Origin of the sequence: Micromonospora trifolii (genome assembly GCF_022229005.1) — a bacterium.
GTDB classification, from domain to species: domain Bacteria; phylum Actinomycetota; class Actinomycetes; order Mycobacteriales; family Micromonosporaceae; genus Micromonospora; species Micromonospora trifolii.
Genome location: NZ_JAKKFD010000052.1, coordinates 1 through 20,609 on the forward strand (window position 1 = coordinate 1; position 20,609 = coordinate 20,609).

Annotated in this window: 16 protein-coding genes; 11 read left to right on the forward strand and 5 right to left on the reverse strand. The window is 68.4% G+C overall.

Annotation, left to right across the window (positions count from 1 at the left end; all coding sequences use genetic code 11):
* Together NIE79_RS27830 and NIE79_RS27835 are read right to left on the reverse strand one after the other, a co-directional pair.
* A partial coding sequence (locus NIE79_RS27830) for a helix-turn-helix domain-containing protein (protein ID WP_238681391.1) occupies positions 1–331 on the reverse strand: 331 nt, incomplete at its 3' end.
* Positions 328–762 (reverse strand): recombinase family protein, encoded by a 435-nt coding sequence (locus tag NIE79_RS27835; RefSeq protein ID WP_238681392.1) that lies wholly within the window; start codon positions 760–762, stop codon positions 328–330. The genes NIE79_RS27835 and NIE79_RS27830, both read right to left, overlap by 4 nt.
* A 236-nt stretch (positions 763–998) precedes the next feature.
* Here NIE79_RS27835 and NIE79_RS27840 point away from each other — a divergent pair, with 236 nt between their 5' ends.
* From NIE79_RS27840 to NIE79_RS27850, 3 genes are read left to right on the forward strand one after another with little or no spacing between them, the layout of a single operon-like run.
* Positions 999–1,322: a hypothetical protein gene (locus tag NIE79_RS27840; RefSeq protein ID WP_238681393.1), complete on the forward strand. Its 324-nt coding sequence runs from the start codon at positions 999–1,001 to the stop codon at positions 1,320–1,322.
* A complete protein-coding gene (locus NIE79_RS27845) occupies positions 1,319–2,527 on the forward strand; it encodes a fumarylacetoacetate hydrolase family protein (RefSeq protein ID WP_238681394.1) in 1,209 nt (402 codons plus the stop codon). The genes NIE79_RS27840 and NIE79_RS27845 overlap by 4 nt, the downstream gene beginning before the upstream one ends.
* The gene (locus NIE79_RS27850; RefSeq protein ID WP_238681395.1) at positions 2,524–4,041 is read left to right on the forward strand and encodes an aldehyde dehydrogenase family protein; all 1,518 of its coding nucleotides are present in this window, start codon (positions 2,524–2,526) and stop codon (positions 4,039–4,041) included. Before NIE79_RS27845 ends, NIE79_RS27850 begins: the two co-directional genes overlap by 4 nt.
* A 210-nt stretch (positions 4,042–4,251) precedes the next feature.
* Here NIE79_RS27850 and NIE79_RS27855 read toward each other — a convergent pair whose 3' ends face one another.
* The gene (locus NIE79_RS27855) at positions 4,252–4,404 is read right to left on the reverse strand and encodes a hypothetical protein (protein ID WP_238681396.1); all 153 of its coding nucleotides are present in this window, start codon (positions 4,402–4,404) and stop codon (positions 4,252–4,254) included.
* Positions 4,405–4,555: 151 nt separating this feature from the next.
* Positions 4,556–6,079, reverse strand: coding sequence for an arabinosylfuranosidase ArfA (arfA, locus tag NIE79_RS27860; RefSeq protein WP_238681397.1), 1,524 nt, complete (start codon positions 6,077–6,079; stop codon positions 4,556–4,558).
* A gap of 319 nt (positions 6,080–6,398) precedes the next feature.
* Here arfA and NIE79_RS27865 point away from each other — a divergent pair, with 319 nt between their 5' ends.
* The 8 genes from NIE79_RS27865 to NIE79_RS27900 all read left to right on the forward strand — a co-directional run bounded on the left by NIE79_RS27865 (position 6,399) and on the right by NIE79_RS27900 (position 18,700).
* Positions 6,399–8,771 carry a glycoside hydrolase family 3 N-terminal domain-containing protein gene (locus NIE79_RS27865; protein WP_238681398.1) on the forward strand — a complete coding sequence of 791 codons (2,373 nt, stop codon included), beginning with the start codon at positions 6,399–6,401 and terminating at the stop codon, positions 8,769–8,771.
* A gap of 316 nt (positions 8,772–9,087) precedes the next feature.
* Complete coding sequence (locus tag NIE79_RS27870; RefSeq protein ID WP_238681399.1) at positions 9,088–10,083, forward strand: LacI family DNA-binding transcriptional regulator; 996 nt, start codon at positions 9,088–9,090, stop codon at positions 10,081–10,083.
* A 172-nt stretch (positions 10,084–10,255) separates the two neighbouring features.
* On the forward strand, positions 10,256–12,439 hold the full coding sequence (locus NIE79_RS27875; RefSeq protein ID WP_238681400.1) for an alpha/beta hydrolase: 2,184 nt from the start codon (positions 10,256–10,258) through the stop codon (positions 12,437–12,439).
* A gap of 104 nt (positions 12,440–12,543) precedes the next feature.
* Positions 12,544–13,884, forward strand: coding sequence for an ABC transporter substrate-binding protein (locus tag NIE79_RS27880; protein ID WP_238681401.1), 1,341 nt, complete (start codon positions 12,544–12,546; stop codon positions 13,882–13,884).
* Between the two features lie 76 nt (positions 13,885–13,960).
* The gene (locus tag NIE79_RS27885) at positions 13,961–14,902 is read left to right on the forward strand and encodes a carbohydrate ABC transporter permease (RefSeq protein WP_238681402.1); all 942 of its coding nucleotides are present in this window, start codon (positions 13,961–13,963) and stop codon (positions 14,900–14,902) included.
* The gene (locus tag NIE79_RS27890) at positions 14,903–15,787 is read left to right on the forward strand and encodes a carbohydrate ABC transporter permease (protein WP_238681403.1); all 885 of its coding nucleotides are present in this window, start codon (positions 14,903–14,905) and stop codon (positions 15,785–15,787) included. It begins immediately after the preceding gene.
* Positions 15,788–15,873: 86 nt separating this feature from the next.
* Entirely contained in the window at positions 15,874–17,601 is a 1,728-nt protein-coding gene (locus NIE79_RS27895) for an IlvD/Edd family dehydratase (RefSeq protein ID WP_238681404.1), read from the forward strand.
* 112 nt (positions 17,602–17,713) lie between these two features.
* The gene (locus NIE79_RS27900) at positions 17,714–18,700 is read left to right on the forward strand and encodes a LacI family DNA-binding transcriptional regulator (RefSeq protein WP_274524774.1); all 987 of its coding nucleotides are present in this window, start codon (positions 17,714–17,716) and stop codon (positions 18,698–18,700) included.
* A gap of 100 nt (positions 18,701–18,800) precedes the next feature.
* On the opposite strand, the gene NIE79_RS27905 is transcribed toward NIE79_RS27900, so the two are convergent.
* The gene (locus NIE79_RS27905; RefSeq protein ID WP_238681406.1) at positions 18,801–20,495 is read right to left on the reverse strand and encodes a cellulose binding domain-containing protein; all 1,695 of its coding nucleotides are present in this window, start codon (positions 20,493–20,495) and stop codon (positions 18,801–18,803) included.
* Between the last annotated feature and the right edge of the window lie 114 nt (positions 20,496–20,609).

A 20,609-nucleotide genomic window follows, 5' to 3' on the forward strand; every position in this document is an offset into this window, starting at 1 on the left:
GGGAGACAGCCCAGTTCTTCAGGCCACGGGCGAGAGCATCCAGGCCGGTGTTGAACGCCTCTTTGGACACTTCGCCCCACCACGGCGCCGCATCGGCCTTCGCGGCGTTCCACGCCTTACGCAGCCCGGCGAGCGACCACGGCAGCGACGGCGTCAGCAACTCATCCGGCAGACCATAGGAACGCTCCGCCGTGCGCTGGTCCATCACCGCCTTGACCCGGGCGAGCGCCCAGTTGTGCGCCACCCGCGCGGCCCCCACATGCGCGTTCACAGCGCGTTCCTGACCCGGAGTGAGGTCGAGAGCGAACCGGTACGCCTGGATCGTCTTCACATCGGAACCTCGGTGACCGCCTCGACCGCGCGGCGGACACGGCCCGCGCCGGCGCGACGGCCGTACAGGCGGACGTACAGCGACGTCAAAGTCTCAGACACGTCACGGAGCAGGGACAGGAATTTCTCGCTGTGCCCGTTGAGCGCTGACCCGACCTCGGTCACCACCCGGTCGACGGCAAGTCGATGACCGGTAGCCCACACGGTCACCTGGGCGAGCTGCCGGTCCAGATCCGGCTCCTGATCGGCCGAAGACACCCGGGCGTACACCACAACCTGCCCAGCGCCCAGGGCCGCGCTGGTCATTGGTTCACCGACCATGCTCAGCCGGCCGAGCCGGTAAGCGGGAACAGGCAACGTTCCGGACTCATACCGTCGCCGCGCGGTCGCGTACGAGACGCCGGTAGCCGCCGCCCACTCCTTCAAGCTCACACCGCCACTATGCCGACTCCTGAGCACTCCTGACCGCCAGCACGCCAGCAGCAAATTCCTCTCACGGCGGACAGCGCCATCGCTGCCATTGCGGATTGTGCACTGAGGTAGACGCGATGCGCAATCGTTCTTGACACCGTTGCACATGACGCTACGCTCGTTGCAAATTCACAAGTTTGGCTCTGCATCATAAGAGTGGAGTGGCGATGGGTAGTCACCGTCTCTGCCGTTGTGGAGTGGCAGTCCGTCCCGCGGACCTCAACGAGGGCTGCGACCGTCGAGGCGCCGAATGGTGGGCCACCTCCCAGGCCGTCGCCTGGGAGGTCGTCAAGCCCACCCTGGGACTGCTGGCACTGCTGAGGACCATCTGGTCGCTGCGTCGGTTAGAGCTGATCTGGGTGATAACGATGAACGGGCCGGTCGGCGCCACCGAGACGGTCGTCACTGCGATCGAGCGGCACCCGTTCACACCGCACCCGCTGCGGATGTTCCAGGACGCCGTCTTCGACATCCGTCCCCGCGACGAGCGGTCCTTCTTCAACCTGGAGGGCGACTCATGACGCTGCCACGGCCCCGGGGGTCGGCCGCGGGCGCGGACTGGGTCGGCACCGCCGTCGAGGCGCTGCCGGACGATGCCGACAGCGTCCTCATCGGCCGGATCTGGGACCCGTCCGGCGACGGCCCCTCGCCGGTCACCGTCCGCGACGGCGAGGTCATCGACATCAGCCACCGGTTCCCGACCGTCCGCGACATCTGCGAGCTGCCCGATCCCGCCGCGACGGTGGCCGGGCTCGACGGGCCGAGGGTGGGCGACTTCGGAGAGATACTGGCCAACACGGGGGCCGCGACGCGAGACCGTGACCGGCCCTGGCTGCTCACCCCGGTCGACCTCCAGGCGCTCAAGGCCGCCGGGGTGACCTTCCCGATCTCCATGATCGAGCGGGTGATCGAGGAACGGGCGCGGGGAGACCTGGCGCTGGCGGCGGACATCCGGCACCGCATGCTCGCCGACGTCGGTGTCGACCTGCACAGCCTGGAGGCGGGCTCGCCCGAGGCGGATCGGCTCAAGAGTCTGCTGGTCGCCGAGGGCATGTGGAGTCAGTACCTGGAGGTGGGCATCGGCCCCGACGCCGAGATCTTCACCAAGGGGCAGATCCTCTCCGCCGTCGGCACCGCCGTCCCGGTCGGCGTGCTCGCCGCGTCGACCTGGAACAACCCGGAACCCGAGGTCACGCTCATCGTCCAGTCCAGTGGCCGGATCGTCGGCGCCACCCTCGGCAACGACGTGAACCTGCGCGACATCGAGGGCCGCTCGGCGCTCCTGCTTCCCCTGGCGAAGGACAACAACGCCTCCTGCGCCCTCGGCCCCCTGATCCGGCTCTTCGACGACCGGTTCGGCATGGATCGGGTACGTGAACTCGAGGTGCGCCTGGAGGTTCGCGGCGAGGACGGCTTCCACCTGGAGGCGGTCTCGGAGATGACCCAGATGTCGCGTGATCCCGAGGAGCTGGTCCGGCAGCTGATCGGGCCGCACCACCACTATCCCGACGGCGCCGCACTGATGCTCGGCACCATGTTCGCGCCCATCCAGGACCGGGACCGCCCCGGTGAGGGCTTCACCCACAAGGTCGACGACGTGGTACGGATCAGCTGCCCGGCGCTCGGCACCCTGGTCAACCGGGTGCGGCACGCGGAGGAGTGCGAGCCCTGGCACTTCGGCGTCCGCGATCTCATGGGCAATCTGGTAAGGAGAGGACTGCTGTGAACGTGGTCATCACTGTCGATCCGCGCGACGGTCAGCGTCGCGCGACGGATCTCACCGAGACCGACGAGTCTCGGCTGGAGGCGATCGCCGGTCAGACGTCGCCGGCGGCGCAGTGGCTGGCCGAGCGCGGGAGGCTCGGCCGCGCGGAGTTGCTGGACGCGATCGCCGCGTCGCTGGAGTCCCGTCGGGTGGATCTGGTCGCCGCCGCCGAGGCGGAGACCGGGCTGAGCCACGCGCGACTCGACGGGGAACTCACCCGGGCGGCGCTTCAGTTCCGGATGTTCGGCGAGGTGCTGCGCGACGGGGCGTACGTCGAGGCCACCATCGACCACGCCGCCGACACACCGCTCGGCCGCGGCCCGGACCTGCGGCGGATGCTGGTACCCCTCGGGCCGGTCGCCGTCTTCGGGGCCAGCAACTTCCCGTTCGCCTTCTCGGTCGCCGGCGGGGACACGGCCGCCGCGCTCGCCGCCGGATGCCCGACGATCCTGAAGGCCCACCCGTCCCACCCGCTGACCTCGCACGCCTCGGCCGCCGCGATCGAGTCGGCCGTGCGCGACCTCGGCGGGCCCGAGGGTGTCGTCGCGACCGTGTACGGGGAGCAGGCCGGCCGTTCGCTGGTACGTCACCCGGCGATCCGCGCGGCCGCCCTGACCGGCTCGGTCAACGCCGCCCGCGCCATCCAGGCGGCCATCCACGAACGGCTCGACCCCATTCCCCTGTACGCCGAGCTGAGCAGCGTGAACCCGATCGTCGTCCTGCCCGACGCGGCTGCCGCCCGGGGGGAGCAGATCGCCGAGGGGCTGTTCGGCTCCTTCACGAACTCGGGCGGTCAGCTGTGCACCAAGCCCGGCCTGGCGTTCGTTGCGTCCGACCCGGGTGGCGACCGCCTGGTCGACGCGCTGCGGGCCAGAGTCGACGCATCGGGTGGCACAGTCCTGCTCAACGAGCGCATCCGGGACGCGTACGAGAAGCGGGCCACGGAGTTCGAGCGGGCCGGCGCTCAGGTCTCGGCGCGGCCCACTGTCGATCCGGGCGTGGGCTTCACAGTGGCACCGACCCTCCTGGAGGTCGGCCTCGCCGGCCTGACCGCCGAGATTGCCGACGAGTGCTTCGGCCCGCTCCTGATCGTGGTCCGGTACGACGACGCCGCCGACCTCGACGCCGCGCTGGCCACCGTCCCGCCGTCGTTGACCGGTTCGCTTCACCGCGGACCGGGCGACGACTCCGACGTGGTACGCCGACTGGTCGACGTGCTCGCCGCCCGCGCGGGTCGCATCGTCTTCGACGGCTACCCCACCGGTGTCCGGGTGTCGTGGGCCCAGCACCACGGTGGACCGTGGCCGTCGACGAACGCCGTGCACACGTCGGTGGGCGCCACGTCGATCCGACGGTTCCTCCGTCCGCTGGCGTGGCAGGACGCCCCGACCTGGGTGCTCCCCGAGGAGTTGCGCGACGAGTACACAGCCATTTCCCGGCGAGTCGACGGGAGGTTGCAGCCAGCGGTCGAATAAATCGCGGACGCCGGTCGCTTCTGGGTGCGTTTCCGGGCCACCTCGACTGGCGCGCGAATTCCTTGACGACATCGACCAACAGAGAATTCGCGCGCCAGTTGTCCTGGTGTCGTTGAAGCGCGCCCGAATTGTTTGAACGCGATTCTCTGCCGCGATTTCCATCTTGACGGTCAATGCAATTCATGATTGCGTTTTCGACAGGGAACGATGTTAGCGCTCGCATAGCTGCGTCGCTTCGTTCCGGGCCACCACCACCGATCTCGACGTCACCACGTCACCGGCGGGCCCGTCGCACCGCACGAAGGTCACCGCCACCGCGACGGTCGCCACGGTCAGCACCAGCACGTCGGCACCCTCCGACACTGTCGACTTCTAGGCGGGCGACAGGCACCTCGGGTCGGCCCCGGTGCACCACGGCGTCGCCCGGCTGTGGTGGGGAAGCCCCCGGCCGCGCACCCCTGGTGATCGCCAGGTGTGCGCGGCCGGGGCACGTCCGGAACCGTTCGTCAGCCGGTCATGGGGTCGTGTCGGTGGCGCGCAGGCGCAGCATCGTCCAGGACGCGGGCGGAAGGGTCAGCTGGACACTTGCGTCAGCGCCGCGTGCCGTCTCGTTGGGGCGCGGCGTGGCGTGGTCGGGACCGTCGGCAGTGTTCTTGGCGTGCAGGTCGGTGCCGCCGACGGTGACGCACTCGATGATGTCGCTGACCTGGGCACCGGCGACGTCGATGGTCACCTCGGCCGGGGTGTCGAGGGCGCGGTTGACGAGGAAGACGGCCATCTCCCCGGTGTTGTCGTCCCAGGTGGAGACGGCGTCGACAGCGCCGATCTCACCGTAGCGGTCGGTGGTCGTCGTGCTGCCCTCGCGCAGCACGTCCAACACGGTGCCCTGGGCGTGCCGGGCGGTGCGGGCGAAGGGGTGGAAGATGGTCTGGCGCCAGGCCGAGCCGCCCACCTCGGTCATGATCGGTGCGATGACGTTGACCAGTTGGGCCTGGCAGGCCGCGCTCACCCGGTCGCTGTGCCGCAGCAGGCTGATGAGCAGGCCGCCGACGACGACCGCGTCGGCCACGCTGTAGTGATCCTCCAGCAGGGGCGGCGCGACCGGCCAGTCCTCGCCGCTCGGGGGAGTGGACGGGGCGGCGGACTGGTACCAGACGTTCCACTCGTCGAACGCGATCATGATCTTCTTGGTCGACCGACGGATCGCTCCGACCGAGTCGGCGATGGCGGTGACGGCGTCGATGTACCTGTCCATGTCCTCGGCCGAGGCGAGGAAGCTGGCCAGATCGTCGTCGACCGGCTGGTAGTACGCGTGCAGCGAGATCAGGTCTACGTCGTCGTACGCCTCGGTCAGCACGTCACGCTCCCAGCTGCCGAAGGTCGGCATACCGAGGTGCGAGGAGCCGCAGGCGACCAGTTCGAGATCGGGATCGAAGCGGCGCATCGCCTTCGCCGTCTGCGCCGCGAGCCGGCCGTACTCGGTCGCGCTGCGCTGACCCACCTGCCACGGGCCGTCCATCTCGTTGCCCAGGCACCACAGCTTGATCCCGTACGGATCGACAGCACCGTTGTCGCGGCGCTGGTCGGCGAGGTGACTCCCACCGCGGTGATTGGCGTACTCGAGCAGGTCGACGGCCTCGGCGGTGCCACGGGTACCCAGGTTGACCGCCATGATCGGGTCCACGTCGGCCTTGCCGACCCAGCGCATGAACTCGTCCAGCCCGAACGCGTTCGTCTCCAGGCTGTGCCAGGCGAGGTCGAGCCTCGCCGGTCGTTTGTCGACCGGGCCGACGCCGTCCTCCCAGCGATAGGACGAGACGAAGTTGCCGCCGGGATAGCGCACGGTGGTGACGCCCAGCTCGCGTACCAGCGCGAGGACGTCGCCCCGGAAGCCGTCGGCGTCGGCCGTCGGGTGCCCCGGCTCGTAGATTCCGGTGTAGACGCAGCGGCCCAGGTGCTCGACGAACGAGCCGAAGAGCCGCCGTGGCACCGGTGCGACGCGTCGACGGGGGTCCACTGTCAGACGGGCCGTGTTCACGCCGTTCTCCGGCGCGCTGTCGGTGTGGGTGTTCAGGGCTGGCTCCCTTCGTGCAGGTCCGACGCGGACGTCTCTGCCCGAGCGTCGGGACCGAGGGGTGGTGGAGGCAGTGTGAGCTCTGGACAACGTGATCGTCTTCGATTACGTTTTCGATCTATGTAAACGTTACCGATTACGTTTACGTAAGGGAACACGGTGTCTGGATCAATGTCCGGCCGACAGGGCCCAGGGCCAGGCCGCCCCAGTGCGGCCAGGCGCCGGCGGTGTCGTGACCGACGAGGCCCGAAGACCAGCTTGTCGCGGTGATTGGGGTGACCGGGTGACCACTGTTGAGCCGGAGATCGAGGCGACCTACGCCGATGCGACAGCGCCCGTCGACGAACGGGTGTCGGATCTGTTGGCCCGGATGACCCGCGAGGAGAAGCTCGCGCAGCTGGGCAGCACGTGGGCGTTCACGGTGCTGGAGGGCGGGAGGTTCGCGGCGGAGCGGGCCCGGCCGATCCTTCGACACGGCCTGGGGCACGTGACCCGCGTCGCGGGCGCGACCAGCCTGAAGGCGGCGCAGGTGGCGCGGGCCGCCAACGCCCTCCAGCGCTTCCTGGTCACCGAGACCCGGTTGGGGATCCCGGCGATCGTGCACGAGGAGGTCTGCTCGGGCGTGATGGCCCGCGAGGCGACCATCTTCCCGCAGGCGATCGGCGTCGCGAGCACCTGGGCGCCGGAGCTCAACCGGCAGTTGGCGGACGCCGTTCGCGCACAGATGCGCGCCATGGGCAGCCACCAGGGGCTCTCGCCGGTGCTGGACGTGGTGCGCGACCCACGGTGGGGCCGGACGGAGGAGACCTACGGCGAGGACCCGTACCTGGTGTCCCGGATGGGGGTGGCGTTCGTCCGGGGTCTCCAGGGCGCCGACCTGACCGACGGCGTGCTCGCCACCGCCAAGCACTTCGTCGGCTACGGGGCGTCCGAGGGTGGGCTGAACTGGGCGCCGGCCCAACTGCCGCCGCGTCTGCTGCGTGAGGTGTACCTGTACCCGTTCGAGGCGGCGGTCCGCGACGGCGGGCTCCAGTCGGTGATGGCCGGCTACCACGAGCTCGACGGCGTCCCGTGTCACGCCAACCGGGAACTCCTCGCCGACGTCCTGCGTGGGCAGTGGGGCTTCACCGGCAGCGTGGTCTCCGACTACTTCGCCGTCAACGACCTCCACTCGTACCACCACTTCGCGCAGGACAAGCAGCAGGCCGCGACGGTGGGCCTCGGCGCGGGCGTGGACGTCGAGCTTCCGGCGACGGACGCGTACGCGGACGCCCTCACCGATGCCCTGGACGCGGGCGAGGTCAGCGAGGCCCAACTCGACGAGGCGGTCGCACGGGTCCTTCGGCACAAGGTCGAACTCGGGCTCTTCGAGAACCCGTACGTCGACGAGGACGCGGCCTCGACCTCGGCGAACGCGGAGCGGCACCGGGGCGTGGCGCTGGAGATCGCCCGCCGCAGCCTCGTCCTGCTCAAGAACGACGGCGTCCTGCCGCTGCTGGGGGAAGCAGGAACTGTCGCTCTCATCGGCCCGAACGCCGACGATGCCCGACACCTGCTCGGTGACTACTCGTTCGCGGCCCACATCGAGGCGTTGGTCGAGGCGCGCAAGCGGCGCGGCCTGCTCGGCGAGATGATGACGATCCCGGACGATCTGGAGATCGACGAGAGCACCGACGGCGTGCCCACGGTGCGAGACGAACTCGCGGCACGGCTGGGTGACCGGCTGCGCTTCGCCCAGGGCTGCGACGTCCTCGACCCGTCGACCGAGGGGTTCGCCGCGGCGGTCGCGGCCGCCGAGGCGGCCGACGTCGCGGTGCTGGTCCTGGGTGACCGCTCGGGGCTGACGCCCGGGGCCACCACGGGCGAGTCGCGGGACCGGTCCAGTCTGGACCTGCCGGGCGTGCAGGAAGAGCTCGTCCGTGCCGTCGTCGCCACCGGTACGCCCGTCGTGGCGGTGCTCGTCGCCGGCCGGCCGGTGGGCAGCGACTTCCTGCACGACGAGTGCGCCGCGGTGCTGATGGCCTGGTTGCCGGGGGAGACCGGAGCGCAGGCGATCGTCGAGGTGCTCCTCGGTGAGGTCAACCCGAGCGGAAAGCTGCCGATCTCGTACCCCCGTGGCGTGGGTCAGATCCCCGTCTTCTACGGCCACAAGGTCTCCGGCGGGCGGTCGCACTGGCACGGCGACTACGTGGATTCGCCGGTCGCGCCGCGATACGTCTTCGGCCACGGCCTCGGGTACACCTCGTTCGTGATCGAGGACGCCACCGTGGCAGGCGCCGAGGTCCGCGCCGGGGACAGCGTCGGTGTCGAGGTCACGCTCACCAACACCGGAGACCGGGCGGGGGAGCAGGTCGTACAGCTCTACGTCCGCGACCCACAGGCCACGATCACCCGGCCGGTGCTGGAGCTGAAGGCCTTCGCCCGCGTCGAGGCCGCCGCCGGCCAGCGGGTGGCGGTGCGGTTCGCGCTCCCCACCGGCCAACTCGGTTTCTACGACCGGAGCATGAGCTACGCGGTGGAGGCCGGGCAGATCGAGGTGTACGTCGGCTTCTCGGCCGCCGATCACACCCATGCCGGCACCTTTGTCATCAGTGCGGACCCGGACCGGCCGACGTCGAAGGTCTTTACCGGGACCGCAGAAGTTCGGCAGCTGTGAGCGCTCACCTGGGTCGAGGAATGGTTCTTGACGGAGCGTGCCGCCCTGTTGTCGACGGGTAGCACCGGCGCAGAAATCGGGCCCACTTCGATCGCCGCCAGAGGCTGCCGATTGCGTTATCCGCAACGGCATCCGGGGGGCAGGCCGCGCACTTGTGATCGTCCAGTTAGGACGTTGTTCTCAGGGGTCGGGTAAGGACGGCGAGGTCTTGTGTTCGTAATCGTTCTCAGTTACGTTGGCAACATCCTGGAAACGTAACCGATAACGATTGCAGTCCAGAGAGAGCGGCATGATTGAAGTCAATGCGCCGGTAACGATGAGTGATGTCGCCCGAGCTGCTGGCGTTTCCACCGCCACCGTCTCGCGCGTCGTCAACGGGCATTACGGCGTCAGCGCTCGCACCGTCGCTCAGGTGCGCTCGGCCATCGAGCAACTCGGCTACGAGTCGAGTCTGGTGGCCACCAGCCTTCGGCGCAGCCGCACCAACGTGCTGGGCCTCGTGGCGCACAGCTTCCAGTCGTACACGGCGGAGGTGCTCAAGGGCGTGATGAAGGCGCTGAGCCGCTCGGGCTTCGATCTGATCATCTACGCCAACAGCGACCTCTACGGGTCGTATTCGGAGGGTTGGGAGCAGCGGCACCTGACCCGCCTGTCGGGCACCCTCACCGACGGGTGCATCGTCGTCACACCCTGGGGTGATTTCCGGACCCGGACGCCGGTTGTGGCCATCGACCCGGTGCGGGGCTCGACGGCGCCCTCGGTGATCTCCGACAACCTCGCGGGCGCCACCACAGCTGTCGAACACCTGCTCGGCCTGGGCCATCGGCGCATCGGGTTCATCGCCGGCCGTGACAGCCTGGCCTCGGCGTGGTCGCGGGAAGAGGGCTACCGGGCCGCGCTGACCACCGCTGGGGTTCCGGTCGATCCGACGCTGATCGGCCGGGGAGACTTCAACCCCGAGTCGGCAACTCCGCTGGCGCGCGTCCTGCTGCAACGACCGGACCCGCCATCGGCAATCTTCGCGGCGAGCGACGGGATGGCCCTCAAGGTTCTAGAAGTCGCCAGGGAGCTGGGGTTCTCGGTGCCGAGGGACCTGTCCGTCGTGGGGTTCGACAACATTCCCGAGTCGGCGTTGACCCAGCCGGGTCTTACCACTGTGGACCAGTCGATGTATCAGCTCGGGTACGAAGCCGCGCGGATGCTGAAGTCACTGGTGACCGGCGAGTGGGACGAGCCGAGCCAGATAGTGCTTCCGACCAGCCTCGTCGTGCGCGACTCGACAGCACCTCCGAAGGGCGCGGCACGACCATGACCTCAGCCCATTGGTGCATGAACCTGATCGCTCCCGACAGAGCGATCAGGTCAGGTGTGCCAGTGGCAACAGCCTGAAGGAGGTGCACGCAGCACACACGGCCAGATCCACCGTTGAGTTGAGCCGGTCAGTCGGGTCGCATCCGCTGCCGGCACCTTGAAGGGAGTGGAGTGTGAGTACCGAACAGTATCATGGGCGCCTACGCCGTCTGGGCGTACGCCGACGGCTCTCGGCGGCGTTCACCGCCGGGGTCATCGCCACCGCGGCGGTGCTCATCGCGCCGCAACCGGCTGCGGCGGACACGCCGTGGCTGAACGTCTCCGCGGACCGCTACGCCACGTTCGCCGTCCCGGCGGCGTACGTCCAGGAGAACCTGGGCACCGTCTCGCAGGTCGTCGTCGAGGGAAACTTCGGTCCGTCGGCCAGCTGGGCGGAGTTCGGCCTGACCCGTCGGGGTGACGTGTGGTCGGGTGTTCTCGGTGCGCTGGAGCCCGGGCTCTACAACTACCAGGTCACTGCTGACGACACATTGACCATCAAGGATCCAACGAACAGCACGGGTGTCGCGTCCAACCCGCTGCTGAGCACCTTCCTCGTCGCGGGCGACTCGGCACGGTGGCTGGTCGACGCGCCGGCCGGCACCGGCGGAAAGATCGAGACGCTGACCTATCGGACCACCAACGCGCAGCGCTCCGCCCTGGTCTGGACGCCACCGGGTTACGCGGCCAAGGGCCCGAAGGGGTATCCGGCGCTCTTCCTCCAGTCGGGTGACGGTGCGGCCACCACCGACTGGCTCGACCTCGGTCGGTCCAAGCAGATCCTCGACAACCTCTCGGCCGCGGGCACCATCCGGCCGATGGTGGTGGTGATCAACGATGTCGACGGCTCGGACGACAAGGGGTTGAAGGACCTCCGCAAGGCGGTCGCCGACAGGTACCGGGTCCTTCGCGACCCGGAGCACCAGGCGATCGCGGGCGTGTCCGACGGCGCAACGGAGGCGCTGCGGGCCGCGCTCACCAAGCCGGGTCAGTTCGGTTACGTCGGCTCGTTCTCGGGCACGTCGGCGCCGGCGATCGACCGCAAGGACGCCAAGGCGATCAACCGCAGCGTCAAGCTGCTGCGCCTGTACACGGGCAACGTCACCGATCCCGCGTACAACACCACCTACCGGCTGACGAAGGCGTTGGGCCGAGCCGACGTCCGGTTCGAGTTCGACGGCGTCAACCCCGACGGCGGCGCGACCTGGACCACCTGGCAGGAGAACCTCGTCGACTTCCTGCCGCGGCTGTTCCGGCACGTCTCCGACCACCGGCCGAGCCCCGGTCACCAGCAGCTGAAGGGGGAGTTCACTCCGCCGCCGGCCGGCACCACCCCGACGCCCTTCGTCACCGATGACGGGTTCGTCACCTTCGAGACGACCACCGACTTCGCTGACGCCCAGCACGTCACGGTCTGGGCGAACGTCGCGCCGGGCGGCAGCTGGCTGCGACTGCCACTGACCCGCGACGGTGACCGGTGGCGGGCGACAGTGGGCCCGCTGAAGCCCTGGTTCTACTACTACCGGCTGATCGTGGACCGGGTCGCGGTCAAGGACGCCTCCAACCCGACGACTGTCACCACCGAGCCGATGTGGAGCACCTTCTTCATCCCCGGGCCGGGTGCCCGACTGCTGTCGGACGTACCCGCCGGTCGTGGCGGGAAGGTCGAGAGCATGACCTATTCCAGCACGGTGGCCGGCCAGGACCGGACCGCGCTGGTGTGGACCCCACCCGGGTACGACCCGAACCGGACGCAGCCGTACCCCGTCCTCTACCTCCAGCACGGCGGCGGCCAGAACTACACGGACTGGGTCGAGATGGGCCGTGCCAAACAGATCCTCGACCATCAGTTCCTCGACGGCGTTCTCACCCCCATGGTCGTCGTGATGGGCAACGGCAACTCGTCGAACTTCAACAGTGAGTTGCGGGAGAACATCGTTCCGACGGCCCGTGCCCGCTACCACATCTCCAGCGATCCGTCGCAGCAGGCCCTCGCCGGCCTGTCGATGGGCGGCGGGCAGGCGTTCGGGGTGCTGCGGGCCTACCCGGGCGAGTTCGCCTACGTCGCCGCGTTCTCGGCCGGGTTCGGCAGCGGCACGGGCGTCGACGTGGCGGCGATCAACAACGGCACCAAGATGCTGCGCCTCTACGTCGGTGACCAGACCGACTTCGTGTACCCGAGCTTCATGGCATCGCTGACCACGTTGAACAACCTCGGTATCCGCTACGAGTTCGACGGGGTCACCCCCGGGCCGCACGGCTGGGACGTGTGGCAGAAAAACCTCATCGACCTGGCGCCGCGTCTGTTCAAGCGCTAGGAGTCTCCGCCGGCGACGCCATCGGGAGCAGGTTTTCCTGCTCCCGGTGACGCCCGCCAGCGCATGGATGCTGTGCACCGCCATCGCCGAAGGGAACCATCTCAATGAAGAGAAGACGAATACTCGCCACGGTAGCCATGCTCGCGGCGGGGACCGGGCTCGTCGCCTGCTCCTCCGACGAGGGCGGCAGCGACGCGAGCAATTGCACGAACACCATCACCAAGCAGAACGTGCCGGTCGTGACGATGTGGGGCTGGTACCCCAACACCCAACTCGTCGTCGACAACTTCAACAAGCAGCATGACGACGTGCAGGTCTGCTGGACAAACGTCGGCCAGGGCAGCGACGAGTACGACAAGTTCCAGACCGCCATCTCGGCGGGCACCGGCGCGCCGGACGTGATCATGGTCGAGGCGGACCGGATCCCGACCTTCCAGATTCAGGGCGCGCTCGTCGACATCAAGCAGTACGGCTTCGACGCGGTCAAGGCCAACTACGGCGAGGGCGCCTGGAAGGACGTGTCGGTCGGCGACAAGGTCTACGGCGTCCCGGTCGACGGTGGTCCGGTGGCGATGATCTACCGCAAGGACATCTTCGACAAATACAAGATCACGCCGCCGAAGACCTGGGCCGAGTACGAGCAGGCCGCCCAGAAGGTCAAGGACGCCGGTGGCCCGCTCTTCGGGGACCTCGGCGCGAACGTCTCGGCGCTCACCATGGCGCTGCAGATCCAGAAGGGTGCCGCGCCCTTCACCTACGACCCTGCTCAGCCGAAGGCGATCGGGGTGAAGCTCAACGACCAGGCGTCCAAGGACGTGCTGGACTACTGGGGCGGCCTCGCCAAGAAGGGCCTGGTCGGTACGCAGGACCAGTTCACCCCGGAGTACATCTCCGGCGTGATCAACGGCAACTACGCGACGTACATCTCGGCGGCCTGGGCGCCCGGCTACCTCACCGGCGCCGGCGTCGGTAAGGGGCAGGACACCGGCAAGTTCGCTGTGGCGCCGCTGCCGCAGTGGGATCCGGCCAACCCGGTGCAGATCAACTGGGGTGGATCGGCCTTCTCGGTGACCAAGCAGGCGAAGAAGCCGGAGCTGGCCGCGAAGGTCGCCTACGGGCTCTACGCCGACAAGGAGTCGCTCACCGACGGCTGGACAAACCAGATCATCTTCCCGCTGAACCTCACGGCGCTCAAGGACCCCGCGTTCGTCGACCTGAAGGTGGCGTTCTTCAACGGCCAGCAGGCCAACAAGGACGTCTACCTTCCCGCCGCCGAGGCCTACAAGGGCGTCGCGTACGCCCCGTTCGGCCAGTACTACCTCGACGCCATGACCAAACAGGTCAGCGAGATCATCAAGGGCTCCGTCACCGGTTCGCAGGCTGCCGACCGGCTTCAGGAGGACGTGGCGAAGTACGCCAAGGAACAAGGCTTCACCGTTCAGTGACCGGATGGGTGGGCCGCGCCGGCACTGGCCGACCGGCCCACCCGCCTCCCTCAGCGTCCACGTCCCGGAGACCAAGATGACATCACTGACCGAGAAGCGCGCACCGCGTACTCAGCCTGAGACGCGCAAGATCCGCGGCAAGGTGCACCTCCGCGAACACCTGATGGGGTGGCTCTTCGTCGGGCCGTTCGGGATCGTGTTCCTGGCGTTCCTCATCGCGCCGCTGGGGTACGCGCTGTACCTCAGCCTCTTTCAGAAGAAGCTGATCGGCGGCACCAGCTTCGTTCTCTTCGACAACTACGTGAAGGCGTTCACCGACCCGAGCTTCCTGTCCGGAGCGTGGTTCGTCATCCGCTTCTCGCTGGTCTCGATCCCGCTCCAGATCATCATCGCGCTCGCGTTGGCCCTGATCCTGGACTCGGTGACCACAGTGTTCGCTCGCTTCTCCCGCCTCATGATCTTTCTTCCGTACGCGATCCCCACTGTCATCGGGGCCGTGATGTGGGGGTTCCTCTACAGCAGGGGCTTCGGCCCGCTCACCGACATCTTCGGGCTGTTCGGCGCCACCGCACCGGACTTCCTGAGCAGCGACCTGATCTTCTACGGGCTGCTCAACGTCGTCACCTGGCAGTGGGCCGGCTACTACATGATCATCCTGTACGCGGCGTTGCAGGGAGTGGACCCGACGCTCTACGAGGCGGCCCGGATGGACGGCGCCGGGAAGTGGCAGATCGCGACGCGGATCAAGATCCCGCTGATCGCGCCCGCCCTGATCCTCATCCTGGTCTTCTCACTCATCGGCACCCTGCAGTTCTTCAACGAGCCGCAGATCCTGCGGTACCTCGCCGCGGGCACCATCGGCTCGGACTTCACCCCGAACATGTACGCGTACCAACAGGCGTTCTCGCTCGCCAACTTCAACTACGGGTCCGCGATCTCCTTCGCCCTCGGCGGGATCGTGTTCATCTGCGTGTACGCCTTCCTGTTCTTCACCCGCAAGCGGAGGAGCTTCCTGTAGATGACCGACCACACCAGCGTCCGCGCCGGCGCCCGCCGACCGCAGCGCTATCTCCCTCTGCAGATCCTCCTCGGCTTCCTGGTGATCTACTTTCTCGTACCGTTCTGGTGGGTCATCGTCAACAGCTCCAAGGACGCGCCGGGCCTGTTCGGCGGCGGCAACACCCTCTGGTTCACCGACCAGGTCGACTACCTCGGCAACCTCCGGCAGCTCTTCACCTACGACGGCGGCATCTACCTGCGGTGGATGCTCAACTCCACGCTGTACGCCATCGCTGGCGGAGTCGGCGCCACGGTCCTGGCGGTGATGGCCGGCTACGGTTTCGCCAAGTACCGGTTCGCCGCCCGACGTTTCAGCTTCGCCGTCGTGCTCGGCGCGCTGATGGTGCCCGCCACCGCACTGGTCATCCCGACCTTCATCATGTTCTCCCGGCTCGGCCTGACCAACACGGTCTGGGCGGTGATCCTCCCGTCGCTGCTCAACCCGTTCGGCGTCTACCTGATGCACGTGTACGCGCGCGACGCGGTGCCCGACGAGCTCCTGGACGCGGCGCGGGTCGACGGCGCGGGCGAGGTGCGGACGTTTCTGCAGATCGCTCTTCCGCTGATGCGCCCCGCGGTGGTCACCGTGCTGCTCCTGTCGGCAGTGGCGTCGTGGAACAACTACTTCCTGCCGCTGGCCATGCTCTCCGACAACCGGCTCTTCCCGGTCACCGTCGGCCTCGGCCTGTGGCAGGGAATCGCGTCCGCGAACAACGCGGGGACCACCTCGCTGTGGAGCCTCATCATCCTGGGTTCCCTGGTGTCCGTGATCCCACTGATCATCGCGTTCTTCAGCCTGCAACGACACTGGCGCGGCGGCCTCTCCGTCGGAGGTCTGCGGTAGGTCGCGCCGACGCCACCAGCAATCCACCACACGCGCATTGATCGCCGCACACGACGCGGCCGGACGGATGACAGAGAGGTGTGCTGATGTCGACGACGAATCGACCGCTGCGCAGCGGGGAGTGGTTCGGTGCGGAAGGCCGCAACGGGTTCATCCATCGGTCCTGGATGCGCAACCAGGGGTTCGCGGACGACGTCTTCGACGGTCGCCCGGTGATCGGCATCGCCACCACCTGGTCGGAGCTGACACCCTGCAACGCCCACCTGCGCGACCTGGCCGAGTCGGTGAAGCGGGGCGTATGGGAGAGCGGGGGCCTGCCGCTGGAGTTCCCGGCGATGAGCCTGGGCGAGCCGCTGATGCGACCCACGACCATGCTCTACCGCAACCTGCTGGCGATGGAGCTGGAGGAGTCGGTCCGCGCCAACCCGCTCGACGGGGTGGTGCTGCTCTCCGGCTGTGACAAGACCACCCCCGGCCTGCTGATGGGAGCGGCGAGCGTCGACCTGCCGACTCTCATGCTGACCGGCGGCCCGATGCTCAACGGCAAGTTCCGTGGCCAGGACATCGGCTCGGGCACCGTGGTCTGGCGCTTCACCGAGGAGATGCGGGCCGGCCGGATGACAGCTGCCGACTGCTCCGAGGCCGAGGTCGGCATGTCCCGCAGCCGCGGTCACTGCATGACAATGGGTACGGCGTCCACGATGGCCTGTGTGACCGAGGCGCTGGGCGTGCAGCTGCCGGGGGCGGCCGCCGTGCCGGCGGTCGACTCCCGGCGGTACGCGCTCGCGCACGCCGCCGGGCGCCGGATCGTCGCCATGGTCGAACAGGACCAACGGTTGTCCTCGGTGCTCACCAGGCAGGCGTTCGAGAACGCCGTCCGGGTCAACGCCGCCATCGGCGGCTCCACCAACGCCGTCGTACACCTGCTCGCGATCGCCGGACGCCTCGGCGTCCCCCTGTCGCTGGAGGACTTCGACACCCTCACCGCCGACGTGCCCATGCTCGTCAACCTCATGCCGTCCGGGACGTACCTGATGGAGGACTTCGCCTACGCGGGCGGCCTTCCGGTGGTGATGAAGGAACTCGCCCCGCTGCTGCACATGGACCACATCACCGTCAGCGGCAGGAGCGTGGCGGAGAACGTCGACGGCGCCCAGTGCTGGAACCGGGACGTCATCGGCACCATGGACGAGCCGTTCCAGCCCGCCGGCTCGGGCACCGTGGTGCTGCGCGGGTCACTCGCGCCGTCCGGGGCGGTGTTGAAGGTCTCCGCCGCCTCGACCCACCTCCTCACGCACACCGGCCCGGCGCTCGTCTTCGACCGGATCGAGGAGTACGTCGTCGCCGCCGACGACCCGGACCTCGACGTCACCCCCGACACGGTGATCGTCGTCCGCAACGCCGGACCACGGGGCTACCCTGGCTTCCCGGAGGTGGGCAACGTGCCCATGCCACGACGGTTGCTCGCCGACGGCATCACGGACATGGTGCGGATCTCCGACGCTCGGATGAGCGGCACCGGCTACGGCACCTGCATCCTGCACGTGGCACCGGAGGCGTCAGTGGGTGGCCCTCTCGCGCTGGTGCGCACCGGTGACCTGGTCGCCGTCGACGTCTCGACGCGCCGGCTGGACCTCCTGGTCGACGATGCGGAACTGGCCCAACGCCGCACCACCTGGCAGCCTCCGAAGCCGGTGACCGACCGGGGTTGGGTACGGCTCTACAGCGAGCACGTCCTCCAGGCGGACAGCGGCGCGGACCTCGACTTCCTCGTCGGTGGCAGCGGCAGCGCGGTGCCTCGTCACTCACACTGACGGCCACGAACGGACGAGGCCCACGAGGAACTCATTCCATGGAAGAACGGACGGCCCGCCAGTGCGAGTTCACGCAAAGGCCGCTGTGACAGCGGCCGACCGGCCACCGGTCATGGCCGACGTCGCTCGCCTGGCGGGCGTGTCACACCAGACGGTGTCCCGGGTCATCAACGGGGCGCCCAGCATCAGGCGCGAGACGCGGGAGCGGGTCCTCGAGGCCATCCGACGACTCGACTACCGCCCCAACACGGCCGCCCGCGCGCTGGTTCGGGGACGGTCCGGGATGATCGGCATCATCGGCACGGCCAGGACGCTGTTCGGCCCGACGAGCATCCATCGCAGCGTCGAGGACGCCGCCCGCGCCGCCGGCTACTTCGCCACCTCGGTGAGCCTGTCCGAGGTGACGGTACGGGCGCTCAGCGACGCCACCGAACACCTCATGCGCGTCGGCGTGGAGGGCGTCGTGATGATCGCCGGCAACGACGAGGCCCTCGAGGTGGTGCGGATGACGCGCTCGGGTGTCCCCTTCGTCGTCGTGGAGGGCGACCTGTCCCGGGCCAGCGTGACCGTCGGTGTCGACCAGGTGCTCGGCGCGCGGATGGCCACCGACCACCTCCTCGACCTCGGGCATCGAGAGATCGTGCACGTCAGTGGCCCGCTCAACTGGGCGGAGGCCCGCGCCCGCCTCGAAGGTTGGCGTCAGGCGATGAGTGCCGCGGGCCTACGCCCGCCGGAGCCGGTCGAAGGCGACTGGAGAGCGCACAGCGGCTACGCCGCCGGGCTGCGGATCGGTGCGATGCGCGGCACCACAGCGGTGTTCGCCGCCAATGACCAGATGGCCATCGGCGTGCTGCGCGCGCTTCACGAGCGTGGGCGGCGGGTGCCACACGACGTCTCCGTCGTCGGGTTCGACGATGTCCCCGAGGCGCCGTTTCTCATTCCGCCGTTGACGACGATCCAGCAGGATTTCGACGCGGTCGGTCGACGGGCCATCACGGCCGTCACCCAGGCCATCGACGACACGGTGCCGCAGCGTCTGCCGCTGGTCATCCCCAAGCTCGTGGTGCGGCAGAGCACGGCGCCGCCGCCCGCTACCTGAACGGCTGACGATCTGGACCGGCTGCCCGCCGACGGGCGAGAGCCCCGGCGTGTGGCCGGGACTCCCGCGACGTCGATGGCGCTCGGGGCGAACGACGTGTTCAGAGGGTGAAGACGAGGGTGGAGATGCTGCGGGCGCCGACGTTGATGGTGGCCTGACCGCCGTTGACGCTGGTCGGTTGGCTGGCCGCGTTGGCGTTCTGCGAGGTGAGGTAGTGCTCGGCTCGGCTGACGTTCTGCGGTGCCTGGATCACGGCGTTGTTGACAGCGCTGTTCGAGCGGTTGAGGATCACCAGGGTGATCTTCCCGTCGCCCTGGTAGGCGGTGACCTCCAGCGGTGAGGCCTTCGAGCTCTTCGTCAGGGCGACCCGCTGGTAGCCGGGGCGGACGTACTTGGCGTACTGCGAGAAGGCGTACCCGCGCTTGAGTGGAGCGCCCGCGACGGTGCCGAACGCCGACTCGCCGTCACCGATGAAGGAGTAGTAGCGCTTGCCGTACCACCAGATGTAGGCGTTCCAGTTGGCCTCCATCGACTTGTGCACTGTGCGCATGATGTCGTCGAGGGTCTCGTTCCAGACCGTCGCGTTGGCGGGGTTGCCCCAGATGTTGGAACCGCCACCGTCGGCCGCGTGCAGGTTCCACTCCGTCATCCACACCGGCTTGTTGTGCTGTTCGGCCAGGGAGTACGGCCGCAGCCGACCCGACTCCTCGGTGCCGTAGAGGTGCCCGCCGACGTAGCCGATGTTGTTGCGGGCGGTCGCGTCGTTGAGGGTCGGGTCGGTGTAGCCGTAGTTCATGTTCACCGCCTCGGCCACCATCAGCTTGGTGTTCTGCACCTTGGTGCCCTGGTCGCGCACGAAGGTGCGCAGCTCGGTGCCACTCCAGTCCATCGAGTCGTAGTCCGGGTGCCAGTCCGGCTCGTTCTGCACCGAGGTGACGTCGACGGGTACGCCCTGACCGCGCATGTACTGCACATAGCTGTTCAGATGGTTGGCGTAGTCGTCGTAGTAGTCGGTCTTCAGCTTGCCGCCGTTGACCCGGCTGTTGTTGGTCTTCCACGCCGCCGGTGCGGTCCACGGTGAGGCGAGGATCTTCACGTTGGACCCGTACGACTTCGCCGTCTTCAACGAGTTCACGTGCGTCGCCCACTCGCTGGATTCCGGCGACAGGCCGGTCCGCACGATCGACAGCCCCAACTGGTTGGCACCCAGCCCGACCAAGGTCTGCGTGTCCGTCGTCGACCAGGCGCTGCCCCAGATCGACTGCGCGGCCCCGAACCCGTCGACCGTCTGGTACCTGGTCGCGCTGTTGACCGTGATGTCCGCCGGCCCGTTCGGCGGCGGCGGGGTGGTGGTGGGCGGCGGGTCGGTCGGCTCGGTGCCACCGGTGCAGCCCACCCCGTTCAATGCGAAGGTCGTCGGATCGGGGTTGCTGCCGGTCCACGAGCCGTTGAAACCGAACGAGACGGTCCCACTGGTCGTGATGGCCCCGTTGTAGCTGACGTTCTTGGCGGTGACGGCGGTGCCGCTCTGTGTCAGCGTCGTGTTCCACGCCTGCGTGACGGTCTGACCGGCGTTGTAGTTCCAGGTCAGCGTCCAACTCGTCACCGCGTCACCAAGATTGGTGATCGTGACGTTGGCGCCGAAGCCGCCCTGCCACTGCGACGACACGCTGTACTTGACCGAACAGCCGGCTGCTGCGGCCCCCGCCGGCATCGCCACGGCGACCGCTGCCGATGCCAGCAGAACGGCGCCGGCCGACACCAGGGCGGCGTTTGTCACTCTTCTACTTCTCATGAAACTTCTCCTGAGGTGGTGGTGGCTTCACGCCTCGGGAGGGCTCGTCTGCGGCGAGATTCAGCGATGGTGTGGGCGGCGGAAGGATTGGGAGCGCTCCCAGGTGCTGATCCC